Raw genomic sequence first — 20,296 nt, forward strand, 5'->3', positions numbered from 1 at the left:
CTAAGCGCCCGGCCGCCGCGCGAACGTATGAATCAGCGACTCGAGCCGTGCAAAATTCACCGGCTTGGTCAGGTGATCGAGGAAACCGGCTTCGCGGCATCGGCGGATATCCTCGTCCATGCCATAACCCGTGATCGCAACCGACGGCTTGCCGGGCTGCAGCTCGGTCCAGGCGCGCGCGACGTCGAGCCCGCTGCCATCCGGCAAACCGATATCGCTGACGAGCAGATCGAACACATCCGATCGCGCGAACGACAGCGCTTCGGTTACGGTCGTCGCGACGGCGACCTGATGCCCGAGCACTTCCAGGACCTGCGCCATCGCCGACGACGTGTATTCGTTGTCCTCGACCAGCAACACCTTTAGCGACCGCACTATTTCATCGGGGTCCTGAGTGGCGCTCGGCGACGCCTCGTCTTCAGCGCCGGACTTGACGAGCGGCAAGGTCAGCGTGAAGCGCGCGCCCTTGTCGCGTCCGTCGCTCTGGGCGGTCAGCGTGCCGCCATGCTTCAACGCCAGCGTGCTTGCAATGGCAAGCCCCAGTCCAAGTCCGCCGAACGCGCGCGTGATGGAATCATCGGCTTGCTCGAAAGCCGAGAAAATGCGCGGCAACGCTTCGGCGCTGATGCCGATGCCGCTGTCGGTCACCGAAATCGCAATCGTCGATGTGTCCGGATTCCACGTCCGCACCGCGATATGTCCACCCGCGGGCGTAAATTTCACCGCGTTCTTCATCAGGTTCCAGACGATTTGCTGCAGCCTGGCGGCATCGCCGAAAACCAGCGTCGAGCTCGCGCCCAGCGTGGTTTCGAGCGTCAGGCCCTTGCCGCGCAGATCGGACTCGGACATATCGAGCGCGCTCGACATCAAAGTCTCGAGCACCACGTTCGCAAAATTCAGCGATAACTTGCCGCGCGCAATGCTGGTCAGATCGAGCAGATCGTCGATCAGGCGCGCTTCCAGTTCCACGTTGCGCCGGATCAATTCGAGCGTGGGCTGGGCTTCGGCCGGCAGCGTATGACGCATCTCGAGCAGCCGGACGGCAGCCACGATCGGCGTCAAAGGCGTGCGCAATTCATGCGACAACACGGCGAGGAAGTGGTCCTTCGCGCGGTTCGCGGTCTCGGCCTGCTCCTTCGCAACGCGCAGGGCGTCGGCGGCCATGTGTTCTTCGGTGACATCGCGGATGATCGTCGAATAGCCGATCAGGTCGCCGTTATCCGCGCGGATGGCCGTTGTCACGCCCGATGCAAAAAACGAGCGCCCGTCCTTGCGCCATAACCACCGGTCGGCGCTTCCACTACCTTCGGCACGCGCGATCGCCAGTTCCGCGGCAAAGACATCGGCGTCACGATCTTCCTGACCGTAGAACACTTCGGCCGAGCGGCCGATCACGTCATGTGCCGTAAATCCCAAAATGCGTTCCGATGCCGCATTCCACGTCCGTATCCGGCCCTCCTGATCGAGCGTGATGACGGCGTAGTCCTTGAGTGCATCGACGAGCAGCCGGAAATGCGTCTCCGTCTCCCGCAACGCGCGTTCAACCGCAATGCGTTGCTGGCGTTCGGTGCTTTCCGTCAGCGCACGACGCACGACCGCGGGCAAGCGCTGCAGGCGCTGCTTGAGCACGTAGTCGGTGGCGCCGCGCTTGAGCATGTCGACCGCATGTTCCTCGCCGAGCACGCCGGACACAAAAATGAATGGCGTCTGCGGCACGCGTTCACGCGCGATCGCGAGCGCTTCCACGCCGGAGAAAACCGGCATGACAAAGTCGGCAAGGATGACATCGAACTCGGTGGTGTCCAGCGCCGCGATGAAATCCTGTTCGGTATAGACAATCTGTACGTCGACCTCATAGTCGGCGCGCTCCAGCTGGCTCAAGGTCAGTTCCGCGTCGAGCGCGTTGTCTTCTACGAGAAGCAGGTGCAAAGGCTGCATGGTCTGGGAGCTCAGGCGAACCGGCGCGCGCAGCAAGGCGCCGGGCGGACAAGATTGTGCTTATGGTTCATTCCGAAGCCGGCTGACGGCGTACCCGCATGGACCCGGGCGGCGGCTCGTTCAGCACGGCCCAGAACACCCCGAGATCCGCAATGGCCTCGACGAACTCATTGAACTCGACCGGCTTGACCACGTAGGCGTTCACGCCAAGCGCGTAGCTGCGAACGAGGTCCTGTTCTTCACGCGACGAAGTCAGCATGACGACGGGAATCGCCTTGAGTACCTCGCTCGCGCGAATGGTCTCGAGCACTTCCAGGCCGTCGATTTTCGGCAGCTTCAGGTCAAGCAGTATGACCGCCGGATTACCCGGGTTACGCGTGTTCCATTCGCCCTCGCAGCGCAGATAATCGATCGCTTCCTGGCCGTCGCGCGCCACGATCACCTCGTTGGCGAGCTGGCTTTTATCGAGCGCGACGAGCGTCAGTTCTAGATCGCTGGGATTGTCTTCGACAAGCAATATGGGTTTCAGCATGGTCTGGTAATTGACTGGTTTTGAGCGGGTGCTGCCTGGGTGCGTTTCAACCGGACGACGGCGCCGCGCGAGACTTGCGCCGCCTGCCGTCGGCATCTACGGAATCGGTCCTGAACACCTTTGGCAGCGAGAAATGGAACGCGGCCCCTTCGCCTTCGCGCCCTTCGGCCCACGTCCGGCCGTCGTGCCGCTCGATGATCCGGCGCACGTTCGCAAGCCCGATTCCGGTGCCGTCGAATTCCTCCGCACGGTGCAGCCGCTGGAACACCCCGAACAGCTTGTTCACGTACTTCATGTTGAAGCCGACGCCGTTATCCCGCACGCTCACGATGTATTCGTCGGTTGTCGAATTGACCGACAATTCGATTCTCGCCGATTCCCGCGTACGCGTGTATTTCACGGCGTTCGAGAACAGGTTGCGCAGCGCGATCTGCAGGAACGCCGGGTCGCCCGTGACACTCGGCAACTCGGGAATGATCCATTCGACCTTCCGGTTTGCGGTTTCCGCGCCGAATTCCTGGACCACCGACTGAACGAGCTGATTCAGGTCGACCTGTACCGGCCGCAACGCCGCACGGCCCATTTGCGAAAACGTCAGCAGATCGTCCACGAGCACGCCCGCAAGCCGCGCCGAATCCAGCATATTGGTGAGAAAGCGCTTGCTGCGCTCCGATAGCGTCTCGCCCTCGGTCTCGCGCAGCAGGTCGCCGTATCCGGCAATGTGGCGCAGCGGCGCGCGCAGATCGTGGGAAACGGAATACGAAAACGCTTCGAGTTCCTTGTTCGCGCGGCTCAGTTCGCTTGCGAGTTCCGCGAGTTCTTCGGCCCGGCGCAACACGATGTTAAGCATCGATGCACGGAATTCAGCCGCTATTTCAAGTTCCACCGGCCGCCAGCGCAGTGACCGGTTGCGCACGATTTCGAGCCATGGCGCAAAGTCCTTGCGCGGCGCTACGCTGCCGTCCTGACTCGATACACGCTTGACCGGCTCGCCCGCCCATTTGATCGTGCGCGCGGTTTCGGGCCGGAACCAGATCACGTAATTGCGAAAAATCTGCGAGATGGGCACAGCGAGAATGCCGCTTGCCGTATCGATATGACGGGATGCGCGCGGCCACTCTTCAGGCAGTGCGTCGGTTGCATAAACGCCCTTCGTGCTCGATTCGAGCCATTGTGCGAGTGCGAGCACGGTATCGGCGTCGGGCGTGAAACCGATCAGCGTCACCTTGCCGTCCGCGACAATGGCCGCGCCCCGCGAGCCGGCGAAACACAACAGATCGTCGGGCGACGATTCCAGGGCCACACGGTAATCTTCGTGCTCCGAAAGCCTCGCGATCAGACGTGACATCGTGCTGCGCAAGCTTTGCAGGTAAGCGGCCTCGGCGCGCTCTTCCTTCGCCTCGATCTGCAGCGACACAAGCTGCCCAAGATGCTCGATCGCCATGCGCACTTCGAACGGTACGAGCTGCGCGTCGTGGTCGTGGCAGGAAATCAGGCCCCACAGCTTGCCGCGCACGATAAGCGACACCGACATGGACGCGTACGTGCCCATGTTGCGCATGTATTCGAGATGAATGGGCGAGAAGCTGCGCAGCGAGGTGTAAGTCAGGTCGGGCGGGCGGCCTGTGACAGGGCTGACCGGCGGCACGATCCGCACGGGTTTGGCATCGACGTCCGCGACCAGCCGCACGCGCTGCTTGACGTAGAGCGCACGCGCCTGACGCGGGATATCCGAGGCGGGAAATGTCTGGTTCAGGAACGACACGTAGCTGTCGTCCTTGCTTTCGGCCAGCACGTGGCTGCGGCCTTCTTCGTCGAAATTGTAGAGAAGCACGCGGCCAAAACCGGTCATCCGGCGCACTTCCTGGACGGCGAGTTCCGCCAGCTCGGTCACTGTCTCCACATCCTGCAGGCTGCGTGTGAAGGTGCGCACGAGCGGATACATGGATGCAAAGACATCCGAGTTCGAATGCCGCGCGATTTCGAGTTCGACGATCAGGTTGCCGTCATGCCGGTGGATGGTGATATCGAACTCGGGTCCATCGACGGATGCAATCGGTCGTTCCTGTGCCGATGCCGCCGGCAGATAAAGCACGTTTTCCACCACGCCGATGTAAAGCGGCGTCTCATCCAGCTCGGCGCTCGCCACGGCATGCGCGATCTGTTCTGCGGCAGTCATGCCGAGCAGTACATCGACCGGTTCACCCAGTAGCTGCTCGACAGGCCGCTTTGCAAGCACTGCAAGATTTTCGCTCGCCTGCAGGATAGTCAATGTGTCGGACAGACACAGCAGATAGCCATGCGGCTGGATGCCACCAGGGATATGGATGGGCTCGGCGTCGCATTGCGCATTGGCAGCGCCGGCTGCTAATGCGAGCTGGCGCGCCTTCATGTCAGGCAATGAAGAAGAATATGCGATGTCGCTGACCGCCGCGCGCGCTGTCGCATCAACGCCCGGCGTTGGCTCGGACCCACTGCTCATGCCGTTGCCCCCGAATCTGCGCGAACCGCGCCGAGCCAGTCGTGCAGTCCGTCGAATGTGGCAATCGCAGCCTCGAGCGCAGCATCGTATTGGTCACGCGGCACTTCACCGCTCGCCGTTTCGCGAAACGCATTCCACATGCTGCCGGTTCGCGGGCCGTAACCGTCGAAGTACGCGTTGCCCAAGCCGGCATCCAGGCTGAAGAGCTTGGCCACGTGCGGCGCGATGAAACGTCCGCCGAGCGTCGAGCCTTCCATGACATACATGGAACCGAACACACGGCCAATGGTGTTCATCGCAGGCAAATGGTCCACTGAAGGCGCTGTTTGCGCGCGGGCGGGGTCGCCGGTGAGAAACGACAGGTCAGCTTCGAGAAGCGCTGCCTTCCGACGTGCTTCAAAGAATTGGCGCAAGTGCGCCGGCACGGACCACGCAGCCAGGTCTTCCCACGGCGCAACATAGCCATAAAAGCCGTCGAGCAGCGCGACATAGTCTTCACGCGGCCATTCGGGGCGCATCAGGTCCAGTTCGTTTTCAAGCCGCGTATGACTCTCGGCGGTTGCAGCCTTCAGAAGGGACAGAAGTTCGTATTGCATGGTCCGTTCATGGTTTTCCACGGGGTTGCGGCGCATTGGCCCACGTCGCATTACGACGATGCATGAGATCCGCAGCTTTTTAGCGGACACCTCGTTGCCGATGCAAGGCCGGCCGGCGTGCGCGAGGATATCGGCAAGGATTACCGAAAATCAATTTTTGCCAACTGCAAAAAGGTAGGAATAACTGCAGCGAACTCCCGCGAGCGCCTTTACCAGCTTGACTCACGCGCTGTCGCGTCAATTTTCGATACCGCGCGCCCATTCTACGCAAGAGGCGCTTTGTTGACCACGGGCAGTGATTACGTGTTGCGGATCAGGGCTTGCGAGGGCTGTTCGTGTTCGCGTGCTCGTCGGTTTGCGTCCGCTCCTGATAGTCTGCGCCGCCACGGCGATCCGTATCTTCGAGTCCCCGCTCCAGATCCTCATGCGCCTGTTCCCCGACCTTGCGCGGCTCGCGATCATCTTGCGAGGCCGGGCTTTCATCGGTTTCATGCGGAAGCGGCGCGGCCGTATCGACCGCGCGCTTGCTTTCCAGTTCGCGGCCGTCGTCAGTCGGACCGGCTCGCGTGGCTTCGTCGTGGGATGTCTTGCCTTGCTGCGTCATTGCAACCTCCGGGCGGTTTATTTGATATCGAGCCGCTTTTTCATGGCAGCGGAGATGCGTTGTTTCGTCTTCCAGTACTCGGCCCATGGATCGGCGTCGAGTTCGTCCAGCCGCTCATGCAGATTGCCGATGTTCCATTGATCGCCGGCCGTGGTGGCATCGAGTTCATCCCAGCCGATCGGCACCGACGCCCCCATTCCCGGCCGTGCGCGCAATGAGTATGCGGCGACCGTGCTTGAGCCGCGGTTATTGCGCAGGTAATCGACGAAGATCTTGTCCTGACGATTCTGCTTGCCCATCTTCGCCGAGAAATATTTTGGCAACGCGCCGGCCATGTGCTGCGCGACGGCTTGCGAGAAACCCTTCACTTCATCCCATCCGGCTTGCGGCGTGAGCGGTACGACTACGTGCAAGCCCTTGCCGCCGCTCGTCTTGCAAAAGGAGGCAAGGCCGAGTTCTTCCAGCAGTTCGCGCGTGAGACGCGCGGCTTCCTTCATGCGGTCCCAGCCGAGTCCTTCGCCGGGATCGAGGTCGAAGACCATGCGGTCAGGTTTCTCCAGCTTCGCCGCAAGCGCGTTCCACGTGTGCATTTCAATGGTGCCCATCTGCGCCGCGCCGACGAGCGCGCCGACGTTTTCTATCGTGATGAGCGCCGGGTGTCCAGGATCGATACCCGGATGCTGTTTCACGTTCGGGATCGTGAGTTTTTCGCTGTGCTTTTGAAAAAACAGCTCCCCGCCGATATCCCCTGGTGCTCGAACCAGCGACACGGGACGGTCCTTCAGATGCGGCAGCATCCAGGGCGCCACGGCTTCGTAGTAAAGGGCAAGGTCGAGCTTGCTGACACCCGTCGATGGATCGAGCACGCGCTCCGGATGGCTGATCTTCACGCCGGCAACCAGTTCAGCGCCGGCGGTTTTTTTCGCGGCGGCTTTCTTGGGCGGGGCTTTCTTGGCTGGGGCTTTCTTGGCGACGGCATTGGTTTTGCTCACCGACTTCGCCGCCGATTTTTTCGCGGGCGCCGCTGCGACTTCGTTTTCGTCGTTCAATGCGACCTCCTTCGTCAATTTCGGCTCTTCCCTCACGATCTCTTTCGCGGGTTTATCGGTTCTCAAACTGACGAACGATGCCTGCCGGACAATCCGCTCAGACGTCCACTCGGCAAAGTTGCACTCGGCGACGAGCTCCGGCGTGACCCAATGCACCGGCGTACGGCTGCGCTCTTTTGGCGCCGACGCAAACGGCATCTTTTGAATCTCGCGTTTATCGAGTTGCTTCTTGATATCGCGCAGGGTTCCGGCATTGAAGCCGCTGCCCACGCGGCCAGCGTATTGCAGCTTGCCTTTTGCATCGTAGACGCCAAGCAGCAAGGCGCCGAACTCGCCACGGCTGCCAGTAGGCTCCGAGTATCCGCCGACCACGAACTCCTGCCGCCGCCTGCATTTCAGCTTGATCCAGCTATTGCTGCGCCCAGACGTATAAGTGCTGTCGCGACGCTTGCCGATGATTCCTTCCAGCGCCATGTCGCACGCACTTTTCAACAGATCGTCCGCGCCGAATTCGAAGTCCGCCGAAAAGCGCAGTACGTCGTCGTCCAGCGGTTCCAGTAGCGCTTGCAGGATCGCCCGGCGCTGGATCAGCGGCACGTTGCGCAGGTCGTAACCATTCAGAAAAGGGATATCGAAGAAATAGATCGCGATGTCTTGCGGACGGTTTGTATCGAAGGCGTTCTGCAGCTTCTGGAAATTCGGCAGATCGTTGTCGTCCAGCACGACGGCTTCGCCGTCAAGCCATGCGTTCTGTACATCGAGCTTGTCGAGCGCCTTGACCTGACGGCTGAACTTGTCGGTCCAGTCGTGGCCGTTGCGCGTAAAGAATTGCGCTTGCGCTGCCTTTGGCTTTGCACCGCCCTCGCGGTCTATGCGGATCATGATCCGATATCCATCGAACTTGATCTCGTACGTCCAGTCATCGCTCGAAGGCGACGCGTCCACGAGCGTCGCAAGTTGCGGTTTCATGGTGGCGGGGAGTTTCGCCTTGACCGCGTCCTGGATGGCGGGGTTATCGGCGAGGGTGCGCAGCGATTCAGCGCTGCGGTTCGCGACGATGTCCGGCCGCGGCCGCTCGGGACTCGTTCCCTTGTCCTTGACGGCAGGCCGCTTTGGGGATGGCGCCGCTTTCGTCGTCTTCGCTGCGCTCTTGCGCTCGGCGCGCTCGCGCACCTCACCGCTTTTCGTGCGCGCGCCAAGCGAATCGCTCATCACACTGCCGGGCTTCTTGAGCAAAACGTCGTAGTCGGCTTCGTTGCGGGCTTCGTCGTCGCGTTCCTTGATCAGCAACCACTGTTCTTTGTCGCCATTGCCGCGCATATGGCTGCGCACGAGCGTCCAGCCGCCCTGCAGCTTGTCGCCATGAAGCACGAACTTGAGCTTGCCCTTTTCATACGTGGCGCGCGCTTCATCGATACTCCCGCTTTGCGGCTCCCACGTCCCGCGATCCCAGACGATTACGCTGCCCGCGCCGTAATTGCCTTCGGGGATCGCGCCTTCGAACGAACCGTAATCGATCGGATGGTCCTCGACATGCACGGCAAGCCGTTTAACCGATGGATCCAGGCTCGGCCCCTTCGGCACGGCCCACGACTTCAGCGTGCCGTCGAGTTCGAGCCGGAAGTCGTAGTGAAGCCGGCGTGCGTCGTGCTCCTGAATGACGAACGAAAGCTCGCTCGCCTGCGCCTTTTTCGATGCGCGTCGGGCTTTAGCTTTTTCAGCAGCGTCGCCGGAAGGTTCCGGCGTCTGGTTGAAACGCCGCATGCGCTGATAGGTTTCGAGTTTTCCAGCCATCGGCGGGTCCGCTTGACGGTTGCGTGCTTTAAGCGCGCTTGCGGCGCGTAGCCGTCTTGCGCGCCGGTTTCGTGGCGGCGGCCGGTTCTTCGGTGTCAGCCGCGTCGTCGCCTTGGTCAGCGGCCGCTTTGGCGCCGCGCTTCGCCGCGGGCTTGCCCTTCTTCAGGCTGCGTTTAAGCAACTCCGACAAATCCAGAATCTCCGCCGATGACTTCCGCGGCTTGCCTTCCTCGACCTCGGACACTTCCTCCGTGTGCCCTTCCTTCACCTTCTTTTCGACGAGCGCCATGATGTCTTCGCGGAACGTATCGTGGTAATCGTGCGGATTCCACGAATCGCTCATGTCGTCTATCAGGCGCTGCGCCATCTCCAGTTCTTTCGGCGTGACGCCGGCTTTCTTCGGGTCTTCATCGGGTAGCTTGAACTGGTCGAAATCGCGCACTTCGTCGGCCCAGCGCAAGGTGTTGAGCGCGAGAGCCGGACCAACCGGAATCAGCGCGGCCAGATGCTGCTTGTTATGCAGCACCACGCTCGCGATACCGACCTTCCCCGATTGTTTCAGCGCGTCGCGCAAAAGCGCGTAGACCTTTTCGCCCTTGCGGTCGGGCGCAAGGTAATACGGGGTGTCCAGCGACAGAAACGAGATGTCGGGCGCTTCGACGAACGCGAGAATATCGACGGTTTGCGTCGATTCTGGATTGGCCGAGCGGATTTCGGCATCGCTCATCACGACGTATTTGCCCTTCTCGTACTCGAAACCGCGCACGATGTTGTCGCGCGTCACGTCCTTGCCGGTGTTCTTGTTGAACTGCTTGTAGCCGATGGGATCCATCGAGCGTTTATCGAGCAGGTTGAAGCCCACTTTCTCCGACTGCGTGGCCGGGTAGAGTTGCACGGGGACGTGGACCAGCCCGAAGCTGATCGCGCCTTTCCAGATCATGTGTGGCATCGTGCTTGACCTTCCGACGAGCGGTTTATCGACGTTGCGGTTGACGGTGTTGGCCCGCGCCAGCGGGCGCGGACCGTCAACGCTCCGCAGAAAACGTGCCAGATGGGAAAGCGCCGTGGCGCCGTGGTTTTACTTGCGGCTTGCGCTCACGGTGAGCTTCGTACCGTCGCTGAGCGTCACCGATTTTTCGGCGCCACCGGTCGGCATCGTGAAATGTGTCATCTGGCTAAAGGAATTATCGGTGGGACATTGCAGTTTTTTGCCGGCTACAGTAACCGCCGTCGCGGCACGCGGCGTGTGGCCCTGGAAATTCATCTGGACATCGGCGTCACCGTTGCTCGCAATCACCGCCGCAAAGCGGATCTTCACCTGGCGCACCGTGACGCCGCTGGCGTTGCGGATGGAACCCACGTCCGGACAGGCGTCCGGCACGTTTTGCGCGCCGCCGGGAGGTTTGCTCTGCCAGGTGAAGTCATCGGTCTGGCCGGAGCGGATCGTGCGTGTTTCCTGTTCGTTACCCCACGCCTTGGACGCCATCTTGACCGTGTATTTGATCGGGCCGTCGTTGGCGACTTCGGACATCACCTTGATGCCGGGCGTTGCATGCGCCGACACCATACAAAAGCACAGCGCGAATGCCGTACCCGCAGGCCGGCAAAACTGAGCGAAACCCGAACGATCGATCATGCGTTGCCCTCCGTTTGCACCGTCACGCGAGATGAACACGACGGCGCCGAGGAGGCTCGGACCGCGCGCGAGGCGCGTCCAGTCTAGCGCGACGCGCGCCGCGGGCTTCTCATGGGAAACCCGCGGCGCGCGCAGCGTGCAACGCAATGGCAGATCAGTTCAGACGGCGAATCAGAACCCTGTCATCACCAGCTTGCCGATCGCACGCCCTTCTTCCAGAAGGCGATGCGCCTCGCGCAAGTTCGCTGCGTTGATCTTGCCGAGATCACGGCCCAGCGTCGTCTTGATCGTGCCTGCGTCGATCAGTCGCGCCACTTCGGTGAGCAGTTTGTGCTGTTCGATCATGTCGGGCGTGCCGAACATAGCGCGCGTGAACATGAATTCCCAATGGAACGCGGCACTCATCGCCTTCAGCAATTCGACCGCAATCGGCATGCTGTTTTCGACGATCGTGCAAATCCCGCCTTGCGGGGCGATGACCTCGGCAGCCGCGGGGAAATGCTTGTCGGTATCGTTGAAGATCAGCACGTAATCGACCTGCTCAAAACCCGCGTCCTTCAGTTGCTTCGGCATGTCGCCGAAGTGATCGACTATATGATCCGCGCCCAGCTCGGTCGCCCATTTCGCCGATTCCGGCCGCGACGCGGTCGCGATCACCCTCAGCTTCGCCACTTTCTTCGCGAGCTGAATCCCGATGGAACCCACACCGCCCGCGCCGCCCACGACCAGCACCGACTTGCCCGCGTCCTTCCCTTCCGCCGATACCCCCAGCCGGTCGAACAACGCTTCCCAGGCGGTGATCGTGGTGAGCGGCAACGCGGCGGCATGCGAAAAATCAAGCGATGCCGGTTTCTTGCCGACGATGCGTTCATCGACGAGATGAAACTCGCTGTTCGTACCCGGCCGCGTAATGCTGCCCGCGTAAAACACAGGGTCGCCCACTTTGAACAGCGTGACGTCCGGGCCGACCGCCTCGACTGTGCCCGCTGCATCCCAGCCGAGCACGCGCGGCGACTCTTCGACCTTGTCCTTCGGCGCGCGGACTTTAGTATCGACAGGATTCACGCCGATCGCTTCGACCTTTACCAGCAGGTCGCGTCCAGTTGGCGCGGGTTTGTCGATTTCGACGTCCATTAGCGATTCGGGGTTGGAAATCGGCAGGTAACGGGTCAGGGCAATGGCTTTCATAGATTAGTTCCTTCGAAGGTTTCCAGCTTCAGGCTGCAAGGTGTGAACCCGATCCTAGGGGCTTTCGGCTTCACAAAGAACCCAGCAATCGATAAAACATCTTCGCTTAAAAGACGAAAATTCGCCCGCAAGAGTTACCTGGAACGAGCTCTTTCAGGGGCAGACGCCCGTTCCTGCGGGGATAAAGCGGCCAGCGAAGCTGCAATTTACATTTCTCCTGTCAACCCGCCCGATTATCTCAATTCATTCGTTTTTTTAAGAACCTTCGATAAATCAGCCGTGGTAGCATCGTTCTCTATATTTATTGAGCGCGTGATTTGTTAAATTAATTAATCAATTTTTTGATTTAAACTTGAATTATGCAAGACGAACAAAACACGCTTCACGCTGCTTTTACAGCGCACCAGCGCGGTGACTATGCGTTAGCTGAAGAACAGTACAAAGCAATCCTGGAAATTAACAAGCAATCAATTGCGGCATTGACCAACTATGGCGTCTTGCTAGCCCAGTTGAAGAGGTCAGCCGAAGCACGTGCCCACTTCGAGGCGGCGCTAAAAATCACGCCGAACGACGTCGGATTATTAAATAACCTTGGTCGATTGACGCTGGATCAGGGTGATATTGAAGCCGCTGAAAAGCTGTTCCGCAAGGCGTTTGCACGCAACAAGACAGACGTGACAACACTAGGCCATATTGGATTGATCAAAAGCTGTTTATCGGACCTGGCTGATGCGGAAAAGTGGTATCGGCGCGCGCTTGAGATTGACGAATCAGCCGACTGGGTAAGTTACAACCTGTCCGTCAATCTGCTTGCACAAGGTCGCTTCGACGAAGGATGGCCCTTGCATGAAGCCCGATTTTCAAAGCGGTGGGATGCCCGTCCAGTCAATGCGCCAGAGTTGCCGTTTCCACCATGGCGCGGGGAAAACCTAGTCGGCAAATCGATTCTGGTCATTGGCGAACAAGGGCTGGGCGACGAAATCCAGACGGTCCGTTACGCAGCTTCGCTCGCCGCGGCCGGCGCAAGCAAGGTTACGTGGGCCTGCAAGCCCACGCTGGTTAGCCTGTTCGCGAGCATTGGAGAGGTTGATTTTCTTCCGTTATCTCCTGGCATGTCGGTAAATCGTCACGACTATTGGGTGCTCTCAATGAGTCTGCCGTACCGTTTTCATACGGCAGTCAGCACAATTCCGGAAACCGTTAATCCATATCTGCGCGCGCCAACCATAAGAACCGGCGTCATTCCACAAAGCGATATGCTGCTTAAAATTGGATTGGTCTGGAAAGGAAGCAAGCAGTTAAAGAACGATATCAATCGTTCAGCGTCGCTGGTCGACTTCAAACTCTTGTTGGAATTGAGCTCAATCAAAGCAGTTCATTTCTTCAGTTTGCAAAAAGGCGAAGGTGAAAGTGATGCGCGTGAGGCAGACGGTCGGGGAGAACTTGTCGATCTGAGCGGTGAGCTCCACGACTTTGCAAATACAGCGGCACTAATCAACCAGCTCGATTTGATTATCACGGTCGATACCGCGGTCGCCCATCTCGCGGGGGCCCTGGGCAAGCCGGTCTGGATCATGTTGCCTCACTTCGGAACTGACTGGCGCTGGATGACAAAAAGTGAAACGTCAGCCTTGTATCCAAGCGCCCGGCTCTTCCGTCAGCCCCGGCCGGGTCGAGACTGGTCGAGCGTCATTGCTCAAATGCGACGGGAACTCATCTCGAGGCCAGGTGCTTGACGACGCTATGCGCTGCGCGTTGTTGGCCACGCGAGGCGCGAGCGGCGCTTCCGCAGACCCACGAAAGCGAGCACGCGCGTCTCGTGTTGCGGCGTCGGCCAGCCGATACGGCGTATAGGCGGCAACACAATAGTCGCCCGCTCGCCTTACGGGGCGAGGGCGACAAGCCTGCGCACCGATGAATGCCGAACAAGCGGAGAATCAGAACCCCGTCGTCACCACCTTCCCGATCGCACGCCTTTCGTCCAGAAGGCGATGCGCCTCGCGCAAGTTCGCTGCGTTGATCTTGCGGAGATCACGGGCGCTTCGGCATGTCGCCGAAGTGATCCACGTTGTGATCGGCGCCCAGCTCGTTGCCCATTTCGCCAATTCCGGCCGCGTGATGCTCCCCGCATAGACGACCGCGTCGCCCATCTTGACCAAGCGTGATGTCCGGACCGACCGCCTTCACCGTACCCACCGCATCCCAGCTGCGCAAGCGCGGCGACTCTTCGACCTCGTCCTTCGGAGTGTGGGTCCATCTTATGGACTTCCACCTTTGCGGAAAAATACGGTAATCGCTAAAAAATCTTCTTCCGAATCGCGAAGATCGATAAACGAAAGTGACCTTCTAGGCCAACACGTATAGGACTAGGCCAAAGTTCATCTCAAAGAAATGGGAATAAGAGTTTTCCGATTTTAAATAATTTTTAGCCCTCAGATTATTGCTAACGAGACATCGATACGGCCTTTAGACCGGCGCGATCCATAGTTCGTGGGTGTACATTAAAAGCTTGCATATCCAGATTTTTGGGGGTACATTATTAATGCCAATCTCGTACAACGTACTGAAAAGCGAGACGAACATTCGGGAGCGTGGCCTGTCTTTCGAGGCGGTCCGCGACCTGGATATGACAACGGCGCTGGTTGTCGAAGATATCAGGAAGCTTTACGAGGAGCGGCGCTTCCAGGTGCTTGGCTTAATTGAAGGCAGGTTGCACATGCTGGTTTTTGCTCCGCGCGGCGCGAAGATGCACGTGATCAGCCTGCGTAAAGCAAATTCTCGCGAGATAAACAGATATGAACAAGCAAATCAAAGAAGTTAAGGATCTGGCGCCGGAAGACAATCCAGAATGGGGTGATACCGAATTCGCCCGCGCGCGTCCGGCCTCGGAGGTCTTGCCGGAGCTTTATGGCCAGGAACGCGCGCAGGAATTACTGCGTCCGCGCGGTCGGCCCAAGCTCGAGAACCCTAAACTGCCCGTCAAGTTGCGGATCGATCCGGATGTGGTCCATGCGTACAAGGCACAAGGCGACGGCTGGCAAACACGCATGAACGCCGCGTTGCGCCATTACGCCATGTCGCACGGTCTGATGCGTTGAAGCTGCAGCAAGTCCGTCATTCAACCAGAACCGGCGCTTCCACAAACCCGCGAAAGCGAGCACGCGCGGCTCGTGTTGGGTCGCCACTCAGCCGATACGCCGGAAAGCGCGCCACGAATCGTCCGATCGCGATTCGGGCCTCAAGACGCGCGAGCGACAAACCCGCGCACTGGTGAATGCCGAATCCGAACGCAAGGTGGCGGTTCGGCTCACGGGTGATATCGAATGTTTCGGCATGATCGAATTGCTCCGGGTCGCGATTCGCCGCACCAATGCACAAGGTTACCGGCGTCCCGCGCGGTACTTCAATGTCCGCGATCTGCGTATCCGCCGTTGCTATCCGGTTGCCGAGCTGATTCGAACTTTCGTACCGCAGGCATTCCTCAATCGCGCTTTCAATCAGCTCCGGCCGGGCCCGCAGCCGCGAGCGTTGCTCCGGCCACTGTGCCAGCAGGACAATGCCGTTGCCGATCAGATTCGTGGTCGTCTCGTGGCCCGCGTTCAAGATGAAGATGCAGTTATGCAGCAATTCGGCTTCGTCGAGCGTTTCGCCGTCGGATTCACTTTGGATGAGACGCGTCAACACATCGTGCTGCGGATCGCCGGGATTTCTCCGGCGGCGTGCCACCAGCGTCACCAGATAATCGATGAACTCCGTCACCGCGCGATTGCCCTTCTCGTGCTGCTCCACGGTGAGCGCCGGCTCCAGCGCGCCGAGAATCGCGAGGGACCAGTCGCGCAGCGGCGCGCGTTCGTCGTGCGGGACATCGAGCAGATTGCCGATCACTTCAACCGGAATCGCCGATGCAAACTCGCCGATCAAATCGATCTCGCCACGCTCGGCGGCCTGATCGAGCAGAGCATCGACAAGCCTAACGAGGCCGGGTTCCATCGCGGCGATGGCGCGTGCCGTCAGCGCGCCCGCAATGAGCTTGCGCACCCGGGTATGCCGCGGCGGATCGTTGAAGACGAGGCTGGTCGTGTGATGTGCGAAAAGGGGACTGTCGGCGCCGTACTTCGGGCCGAACTCTACGGTCTTGTCCGAACTGAAGGTCTTCGGATCGCGATATACCGCCTGCACGTCTTTGTATCGTGTGAGAAAGAGCGAACCGTCCGGCATTCTCTTGATCGGCTCGGTGGCGCGCAACGCATCGTAGACCGGATAGGGATCGGCGTAGAACGCGGCGTCGAGCTGGCGCAGGTCGAAGGCGCGTGCGTGGTCGGTCGGGGTCATGCGGGTCTCCGTTATGTCATCTGACGTTCATGATAGCGGCGTGGCGCGTGCGTTCGCCATCGGTCGGGACCATTACAATGACGGTCTTTCGCCGCTTAATATTCCCTCCCGCCATGAATCTCGTCATCCAAAGCCTGGAACCGATCGCCGATACCCATCTGAAACCGCTCGCCGCCCTCGCCCGTTCGCGGCAAACGGAGCGCGCGGCCGCTGACGGCACGGTGTTGCGGTTGAGCGGCGCTGATCCGCTGCAGCGTCCGGACATCGATGCCTATTGCGGCACACATCGGCTGGATTACGCGTTCGTGGCACCGGACGCGCGGCTTGCCGACTTCGGCCTGGTTGCAATGGACATGGATTCGACGCTGATCACGATTGAATGTATCGATGAAATCGCCGACTTCTGCGGGCTGAAAGCGGAGGTCGCGGCGATCACGGAAGCGTCGATGCGCGGCGAAATCAAGGACTTCAACGAGAGCCTGACACGGCGCGTCGCGCTGCTGAAAGGACTCGATGCAAACGCGCTGGAGCGCGTGTACGAGGAGCGCCTGCGCTTGTCGCCGGGCGCGGAAGTCATGCTCGCGGGCGCCCGCGCCGCCGGCCTGAAAACGCTCCTGGTGTCCGGCGGTTTCACGTTCTTCACCGGAAAATTGAAAGCACGCCTCGGCCTGGATTTTTCGCGCGCGAACACGCTTGAAATTATCGATGGGAAGCTGACTGGCAAGGTGACCGGCGAGATCGTCAACGCCGAAGTGAAAGCCCGCACGTTGCGTGAAACGTGCGCTCAGCTCGGGATTGATCCGAAGCGCGCCATCGCGATGGGTGACGGGTCGAACGACCTGAAGATGATGGCGGAAGCGGGGTTGTCGGTGGCGTTCAGGGCAAAGCCGGTGGTCCGGGAATCAGCGACGCTCGCGCTCAATTTCGTGGGACTCGATGGCCTGTTGAAACTCTTCTGAACGCCGCCGTTGGTTGTTCTCAGTCGCCCAGGCCGTCCAGCGCGCTCTCCAGATCCGCGCGCAGATCGGCCTCCTCCTCCAGCCCGATATACAAACGCACCAGCACGCCCTCATGCGGCCACGCGCCGGCGGTGCGCATCGACTTGATGTTGTACGGCATGGCGAGGCTGTTCGCGCCGCCCCAGCTCCAGCCAATCGCGAAGTTTGCCAGCGCTTCAACGAAGGTATCGATTTGCGCCGGGCTGTAGCGCTTATCGAAGACCATGGAAAACAGGCCGCCCGCGCCCGTAAAATCGCGCTCGAAGAACTCATGGCCCGGACAATCCGGCAGCGCCGGATGCAGCACCGCCGCGATTTCCGGGCGTGTCTTCAGCCAGCGCGCCAATGAAAGCGCCGTCCGGTCATGCGCTTCGAAGCGGATTTTCATGCTCGGCAAGCTGCGCAACACCAGCGAACAATCGTCTGACGACACACCGATCCCCATGCGCATCCGCGCGGCTTTGATCCGGGCGTGGAGGGATTTATCGACGGTGATGATCGCGCCCATCAAAATGTCGCTCCCGCCCGACTGGTACTTCGTCAGCGCCTGCACCGAGATGTCGACGCCGTGTTCGAACGGCTTGAACGCGAGGCCGGCGGAGTAGGTGTTGTCGATAGCAGTCAACACCTCATGTGCGCGCGCAACCTTCGTAATGGCCGGCACGTCCTGCACTTCCATGGTCACCGAGCCCGGTGCTTCCAGCCAGATCAGCCTGGTGTTCGGCTGGATCAATGCGTCGATACCCGCACCGATCAGCGGATCGTAATACGTCACTTCGAGCCCGAAATCCTTGGCGAGCCAGTCGGCGTGTTCGCGATTGGGCGAATACGCGTTGTCCGGAATCAGCACGTGATCGCCGGATTTGACGAGCGCGAAATACACATTCGATATCGACGATAACCCCGACGGTGCCAGCAACGCATGCTGACCGCCTTCGATCGCGGCGAGGCGTTGCGCCAATGCAAGCGATGTCGGCGTGGCATGCAGGCCATAGCGCCACTGGCTGTCGTCGTGCCAGACGAGGGCGCGCATGGTGGCGAGATCCGGAAACACGACCGTCGACGCACGCGCGACCGGCACCGAAAACGACTGGAAACCGGGCGTCAGCTTGTCCTCGGGATGGACGATGCGAGTCTGCAAACTAAGTTCTTTCGACGAATGGCTGGAATCGGTCATGGAAATGTCCTGCATGTCTGGGCTAAAAGAAAAAAGCGCCATCGCGAGAAGCCGATGACGCCGTATCACGCTGGACGGCTAAGTGCAAATCACTCGCCGATGATCACGTTGCTCGTCCCGCCCACTGCGTTGTTCGGCGGCACGGGCGCGGGTTCGAGCGACGGCGCGGCGGGCGGCGCGGCTCTCGGCGCGAGCGGCGCATTCGCACCGGCCGCACGGGCGGGCGGCAATCCGGCGCCGACCGGCTTGAGCTCGAACGGCACCGGGTTGGAATCGTCGGCGTTCATCCGCTCACCGGATACGCTGCCGTCGGCGGCAAACTTGCCGACCCAATTGCCCGTGATGTGCGTGCCATCGGTCGACTCTTCGATTTCGAGCGTATCGCCGTCGCGGTCTCCCGCCACCACGATCACCGTCGGACTTCCTGCGAACCGGTATTCGCCGTGAACGCCCGACGCTTCATCCGTCTTTGCGCCGAGCTTCATCTCGATCTGTTGGTCGCCGAGCGTACCTGCGTACACCGGAAACCGCGCAAATTCGGGGTTGGGCGTCAAGGGTTTTGCCGGCGGCAACGCCAGCGTCTCGATGGCTTCCGACGTCCCCGGCGCCCGCAGGCCCAGGTCGCCCGGCGTGGCCGCTGCGCGCGCTGCTGAAACCGAGCGCGATCCGTCAGGCGGCATGGCTGAATTACATCCGGCAAGCATCAGCGCTGCCGCCGCGAATGCTGCCACTTTCAATTGCGTCATCGAATGGTCTCTGCTCAATTGCTACTTACACGTTCAAAAATTGCCGCGATACCCTGCCCGCCGCCAATGCACATCGTCACGAGCGCATATCGGCCGCCCGTGCGCTGCAGCTCGTACAGCGCCTTCACGGTGATCAACGCGCCCGTTGCGCCAATCGGATGGCCGAGCGAAATGCCCGAGCCGTTCGGATTGACCTTCGCGGGATCGAGTGCCAGTTCCTTCGATACCGCACATGCCTGCGCCGCAAATGCTTCGTTGGCTTCGATCACATCGAGGTCGGCCACGCTCAATCCGGCGCGCTCCAAGGCCTTCCGCGTGGCCGGAACCGGTCCGATGCCCATGTATTTCGGATCGACGCCCGCATGCGCATACGAGACCAGACGCGCAAGCGGCCTGAGGCCGCGCTTCTCGGCCTCATTGCGTTCCATCAACACGACGGCAGCGGCGGCATCGTTGATACCCGATGCGTTGCCCGCCGTCACCGTGCCGTTTTCTTTCGCGAACACCGGCTTGAGCTTCGAGAAGTCTGCGAGCGTTGCATTCATGCGGACGTGTTCGTCGGTATCGAAGACGATGTCACCCTTCTTCGACGCCTGCGTCACCGCAAGGATCTGCTCCTTGAAATAGCCCCCTTCGATGGCCCGCGCCGCCCGCCCGTGGGACTCCACCGCAAGCTCATCCTGCGTCTCGCGCGAAATGCCGTACTTCGCCGCGACGTTTTCAGCGGTCACGCCCATGTGAATGGAATCGAAGGGATCGTGGAGCGCGCCGAGCATCATGTCGACGAGACGGGCGTCGCCCATGCGCTGGCCGAACCGCGCGGCCGGCGCGAGATACGGCGCCCGGCTCATGCTCTCCGCACCGCCGCCGATGGCGATATCGGTATCGCCCAGCAAGATGGATTGCGCGGCGGAAACTATGGCCTGCAATCCCGATCCGCACAGCCGGTTGACGGTCAACGCCGGTGCGTGTTGCGTGACGCCGCCGTTCAACGCGGCGACGCGCGCCAGGTACATGTCCCTCGGCTCGGTCTGGATCACGTTGCCGAACACGACATGGCCGACGTCATCGCCGGACAGATCCGCCCGCGATAAAACCTCGCGCACCACACGTGCGCCAAGATCGGTCGGGCTGAAGTCCTTCAGAGCACCGCCGAAATCGCCGATTGCAGTCCGTACTCCACTGACCACCACCACTTCACGCTGCGTCATGAAAGCTCCTTTG

At 60.5% G+C, this 20,296-nt stretch carries 18 protein-coding genes and 1 pseudogene; 5 read left to right on the forward strand and 14 right to left on the reverse strand.

Annotation, left to right across the window (positions count from 1 at the left end; all coding sequences use genetic code 11):
- The 9 genes from AX768_RS07890 to AX768_RS07930 all read right to left on the reverse strand — a co-directional run bounded on the left by AX768_RS07890 (position 1) and on the right by AX768_RS07930 (position 11,819).
- Positions 1 to 1,938, reverse strand: coding sequence for a hybrid sensor histidine kinase/response regulator (locus AX768_RS07890; protein ID WP_061999504.1), 1,938 nt, complete (start codon positions 1,936 to 1,938; stop codon positions 1 to 3).
- 67 nt (positions 1,939 to 2,005) lie between these two features.
- Entirely contained in the window at positions 2,006 to 2,470 is a 465-nt protein-coding gene (locus AX768_RS07895; RefSeq protein WP_062000860.1) for a response regulator, read from the reverse strand.
- A 46-nt stretch (positions 2,471 to 2,516) separates the two neighbouring features.
- A complete protein-coding gene (locus tag AX768_RS07900; RefSeq protein WP_082778772.1) occupies positions 2,517 to 4,952 on the reverse strand; it encodes an ATP-binding protein in 2,436 nt (811 codons plus the stop codon).
- Positions 4,949 to 5,548 carry a biliverdin-producing heme oxygenase gene (locus AX768_RS07905; RefSeq protein WP_062000862.1) on the reverse strand — a complete coding sequence of 200 codons (600 nt, stop codon included), beginning with the start codon at positions 5,546 to 5,548 and terminating at the stop codon, positions 4,949 to 4,951. The genes AX768_RS07900 and AX768_RS07905 overlap by 4 nt, the downstream gene beginning before the upstream one ends.
- 313 nt (positions 5,549 to 5,861) lie before the next feature.
- Positions 5,862 to 6,152 carry a hypothetical protein gene (locus AX768_RS07910; protein WP_061999505.1) on the reverse strand — a complete coding sequence of 97 codons (291 nt, stop codon included), beginning with the start codon at positions 6,150 to 6,152 and terminating at the stop codon, positions 5,862 to 5,864.
- Positions 6,153 to 6,169: 17 nt separating this feature from the next.
- Positions 6,170 to 8,995: a DNA ligase D gene (ligD, locus tag AX768_RS07915; protein ID WP_061999506.1), complete on the reverse strand. Its 2,826-nt coding sequence runs from the start codon at positions 8,993 to 8,995 to the stop codon at positions 6,170 to 6,172.
- 28 nt (positions 8,996 to 9,023) lie between these two features.
- Positions 9,024 to 9,944 (reverse strand): non-homologous end joining protein Ku, encoded by a 921-nt coding sequence (gene ku / locus AX768_RS07920; RefSeq protein WP_061999507.1) that lies wholly within the window; start codon positions 9,942 to 9,944, stop codon positions 9,024 to 9,026.
- Between the two features lie 129 nt (positions 9,945 to 10,073).
- Positions 10,074 to 10,631, reverse strand: coding sequence for a DUF6013 family protein (locus AX768_RS07925; protein WP_231941243.1), 558 nt, complete (start codon positions 10,629 to 10,631; stop codon positions 10,074 to 10,076).
- Positions 10,632 to 10,802: 171 nt separating this feature from the next.
- Positions 10,803 to 11,819, reverse strand: a complete 1,017-nt coding sequence (locus tag AX768_RS07930; protein ID WP_061999508.1) for a zinc-binding alcohol dehydrogenase family protein — start codon at positions 11,817 to 11,819, stop codon at positions 10,803 to 10,805.
- 42 nt (positions 11,820 to 11,861) lie between these two features.
- On the opposite strand from AX768_RS07930, the gene AX768_RS32675 reads away from it, so the two are divergent.
- A complete protein-coding gene (locus AX768_RS32675) occupies positions 11,862 to 12,143 on the forward strand; it encodes a hypothetical protein (protein WP_155524196.1) in 282 nt (93 codons plus the stop codon).
- A gap of 35 nt (positions 12,144 to 12,178) precedes the next feature.
- Positions 12,179 to 13,555 carry a tetratricopeptide repeat protein gene (locus AX768_RS07935; RefSeq protein WP_061999509.1) on the forward strand — a complete coding sequence of 459 codons (1,377 nt, stop codon included), beginning with the start codon at positions 12,179 to 12,181 and terminating at the stop codon, positions 13,553 to 13,555.
- A 307-nt stretch (positions 13,556 to 13,862) separates the two neighbouring features.
- On the opposite strand, the pseudogene AX768_RS33635 reads toward AX768_RS07935, so the two are convergent.
- A pseudogene (locus AX768_RS33635) lies at positions 13,863 to 14,063 on the reverse strand (hypothetical protein); the annotation flags it as partial.
- A gap of 298 nt (positions 14,064 to 14,361) precedes the next feature.
- On the opposite strand from AX768_RS33635, the gene AX768_RS07945 reads away from it, so the two are divergent.
- Both AX768_RS07945 and AX768_RS07950 read left to right on the forward strand, forming a co-directional pair.
- Positions 14,362 to 14,640 (forward strand): BrnT family toxin, encoded by a 279-nt coding sequence (locus tag AX768_RS07945; protein WP_061999511.1) that lies wholly within the window; start codon positions 14,362 to 14,364, stop codon positions 14,638 to 14,640.
- Positions 14,615 to 14,917 carry a BrnA antitoxin family protein gene (locus tag AX768_RS07950; RefSeq protein WP_061999512.1) on the forward strand — a complete coding sequence of 101 codons (303 nt, stop codon included), beginning with the start codon at positions 14,615 to 14,617 and terminating at the stop codon, positions 14,915 to 14,917. The genes AX768_RS07945 and AX768_RS07950 overlap by 26 nt, the downstream gene beginning before the upstream one ends.
- A gap of 16 nt (positions 14,918 to 14,933) precedes the next feature.
- On the opposite strand, the gene AX768_RS07955 is transcribed toward AX768_RS07950, so the two are convergent.
- On the reverse strand, positions 14,934 to 16,151 hold the full coding sequence (locus AX768_RS07955; RefSeq protein WP_061999513.1) for a cytochrome P450: 1,218 nt from the start codon (positions 16,149 to 16,151) through the stop codon (positions 14,934 to 14,936).
- A gap of 113 nt (positions 16,152 to 16,264) precedes the next feature.
- Here AX768_RS07955 and serB point away from each other — a divergent pair, with 113 nt between their 5' ends.
- Positions 16,265 to 17,110, forward strand: coding sequence for a phosphoserine phosphatase SerB (gene serB, locus AX768_RS07960; RefSeq protein ID WP_061999514.1), 846 nt, complete (start codon positions 16,265 to 16,267; stop codon positions 17,108 to 17,110).
- Positions 17,111 to 17,129: 19 nt separating this feature from the next.
- On the opposite strand, the gene AX768_RS07965 is transcribed toward serB, so the two are convergent.
- The 3 genes from AX768_RS07965 to bktB form a co-directional block, all read right to left on the reverse strand.
- Positions 17,130 to 18,326, reverse strand: coding sequence for a cystathionine beta-lyase (locus AX768_RS07965; protein WP_062000864.1), 1,197 nt, complete (start codon positions 18,324 to 18,326; stop codon positions 17,130 to 17,132).
- Positions 18,327 to 18,415: 89 nt separating this feature from the next.
- Entirely contained in the window at positions 18,416 to 19,072 is a 657-nt protein-coding gene (locus AX768_RS07970) for a hypothetical protein (RefSeq protein ID WP_075359539.1), read from the reverse strand.
- A gap of 14 nt (positions 19,073 to 19,086) precedes the next feature.
- Entirely contained in the window at positions 19,087 to 20,283 is a 1,197-nt protein-coding gene (gene bktB, locus AX768_RS07975) for a beta-ketothiolase BktB (protein ID WP_061999515.1), read from the reverse strand.
- Positions 20,284 to 20,296 lie beyond the last annotated feature (13 nt).

It is taken from the genome of Burkholderia sp. PAMC 28687 (assembly GCF_001577465.1).
Lineage (GTDB): Bacteria > Pseudomonadota > Gammaproteobacteria > Burkholderiales > Burkholderiaceae > Caballeronia.

Coding starts and splice junctions, on each gene's coding strand:
- bktB (WP_061999515.1), bottom strand. CDS start 20,283: ATGACGCAGCGTGAAGTGGTGGTGGTCAGTGGAGTACGGACTGCAATC.
- AX768_RS07930 (WP_061999508.1), bottom strand. CDS start 11,819: ATGAAAGCCATTGCCCTGACCCGTTACCTGCCGATTTCCAACCCCGAA.
- AX768_RS07900 (WP_082778772.1), bottom strand. CDS start 4,952: ATGAGCAGTGGGTCCGAGCCAACGCCGGGCGTTGATGCGACAGCGCGC.
- AX768_RS07925 (WP_231941243.1), bottom strand. CDS start 10,631: ATGATCGATCGTTCGGGTTTCGCTCAGTTTTGCCGGCCTGCGGGTACG.
- ku (WP_061999507.1), bottom strand. CDS start 9,944: ATGCCACACATGATCTGGAAAGGCGCGATCAGCTTCGGGCTGGTCCAC.
- serB (WP_061999514.1), top strand. CDS start 16,265: ATGAATCTCGTCATCCAAAGCCTGGAACCGATCGCCGATACCCATCTG.
- AX768_RS07910 (WP_061999505.1), bottom strand. CDS start 6,152: ATGACGCAGCAAGGCAAGACATCCCACGACGAAGCCACGCGAGCCGGT.
- AX768_RS07905 (WP_062000862.1), bottom strand. CDS start 5,548: ATGCAATACGAACTTCTGTCCCTTCTGAAGGCTGCAACCGCCGAGAGT.
- AX768_RS07890 (WP_061999504.1), bottom strand. CDS start 1,938: ATGCAGCCTTTGCACCTGCTTCTCGTAGAAGACAACGCGCTCGACGCG.
- AX768_RS07935 (WP_061999509.1), top strand. CDS start 12,179: ATGCAAGACGAACAAAACACGCTTCACGCTGCTTTTACAGCGCACCAG.
- AX768_RS07965 (WP_062000864.1), bottom strand. CDS start 18,326: ATGACCGATTCCAGCCATTCGTCGAAAGAACTTAGTTTGCAGACTCGC.
- AX768_RS07950 (WP_061999512.1), top strand. CDS start 14,615: ATGAACAAGCAAATCAAAGAAGTTAAGGATCTGGCGCCGGAAGACAAT.
- AX768_RS07970 (WP_075359539.1), bottom strand. CDS start 19,072: ATGACGCAATTGAAAGTGGCAGCATTCGCGGCGGCAGCGCTGATGCTT.
- AX768_RS07955 (WP_061999513.1), bottom strand. CDS start 16,151: ATGACCCCGACCGACCACGCACGCGCCTTCGACCTGCGCCAGCTCGAC.
- ligD (WP_061999506.1), bottom strand. CDS start 8,995: ATGGCTGGAAAACTCGAAACCTATCAGCGCATGCGGCGTTTCAACCAG.
- AX768_RS07945 (WP_061999511.1), top strand. CDS start 14,362: ATGCCAATCTCGTACAACGTACTGAAAAGCGAGACGAACATTCGGGAG.
- AX768_RS07895 (WP_062000860.1), bottom strand. CDS start 2,470: ATGCTGAAACCCATATTGCTTGTCGAAGACAATCCCAGCGATCTAGAA.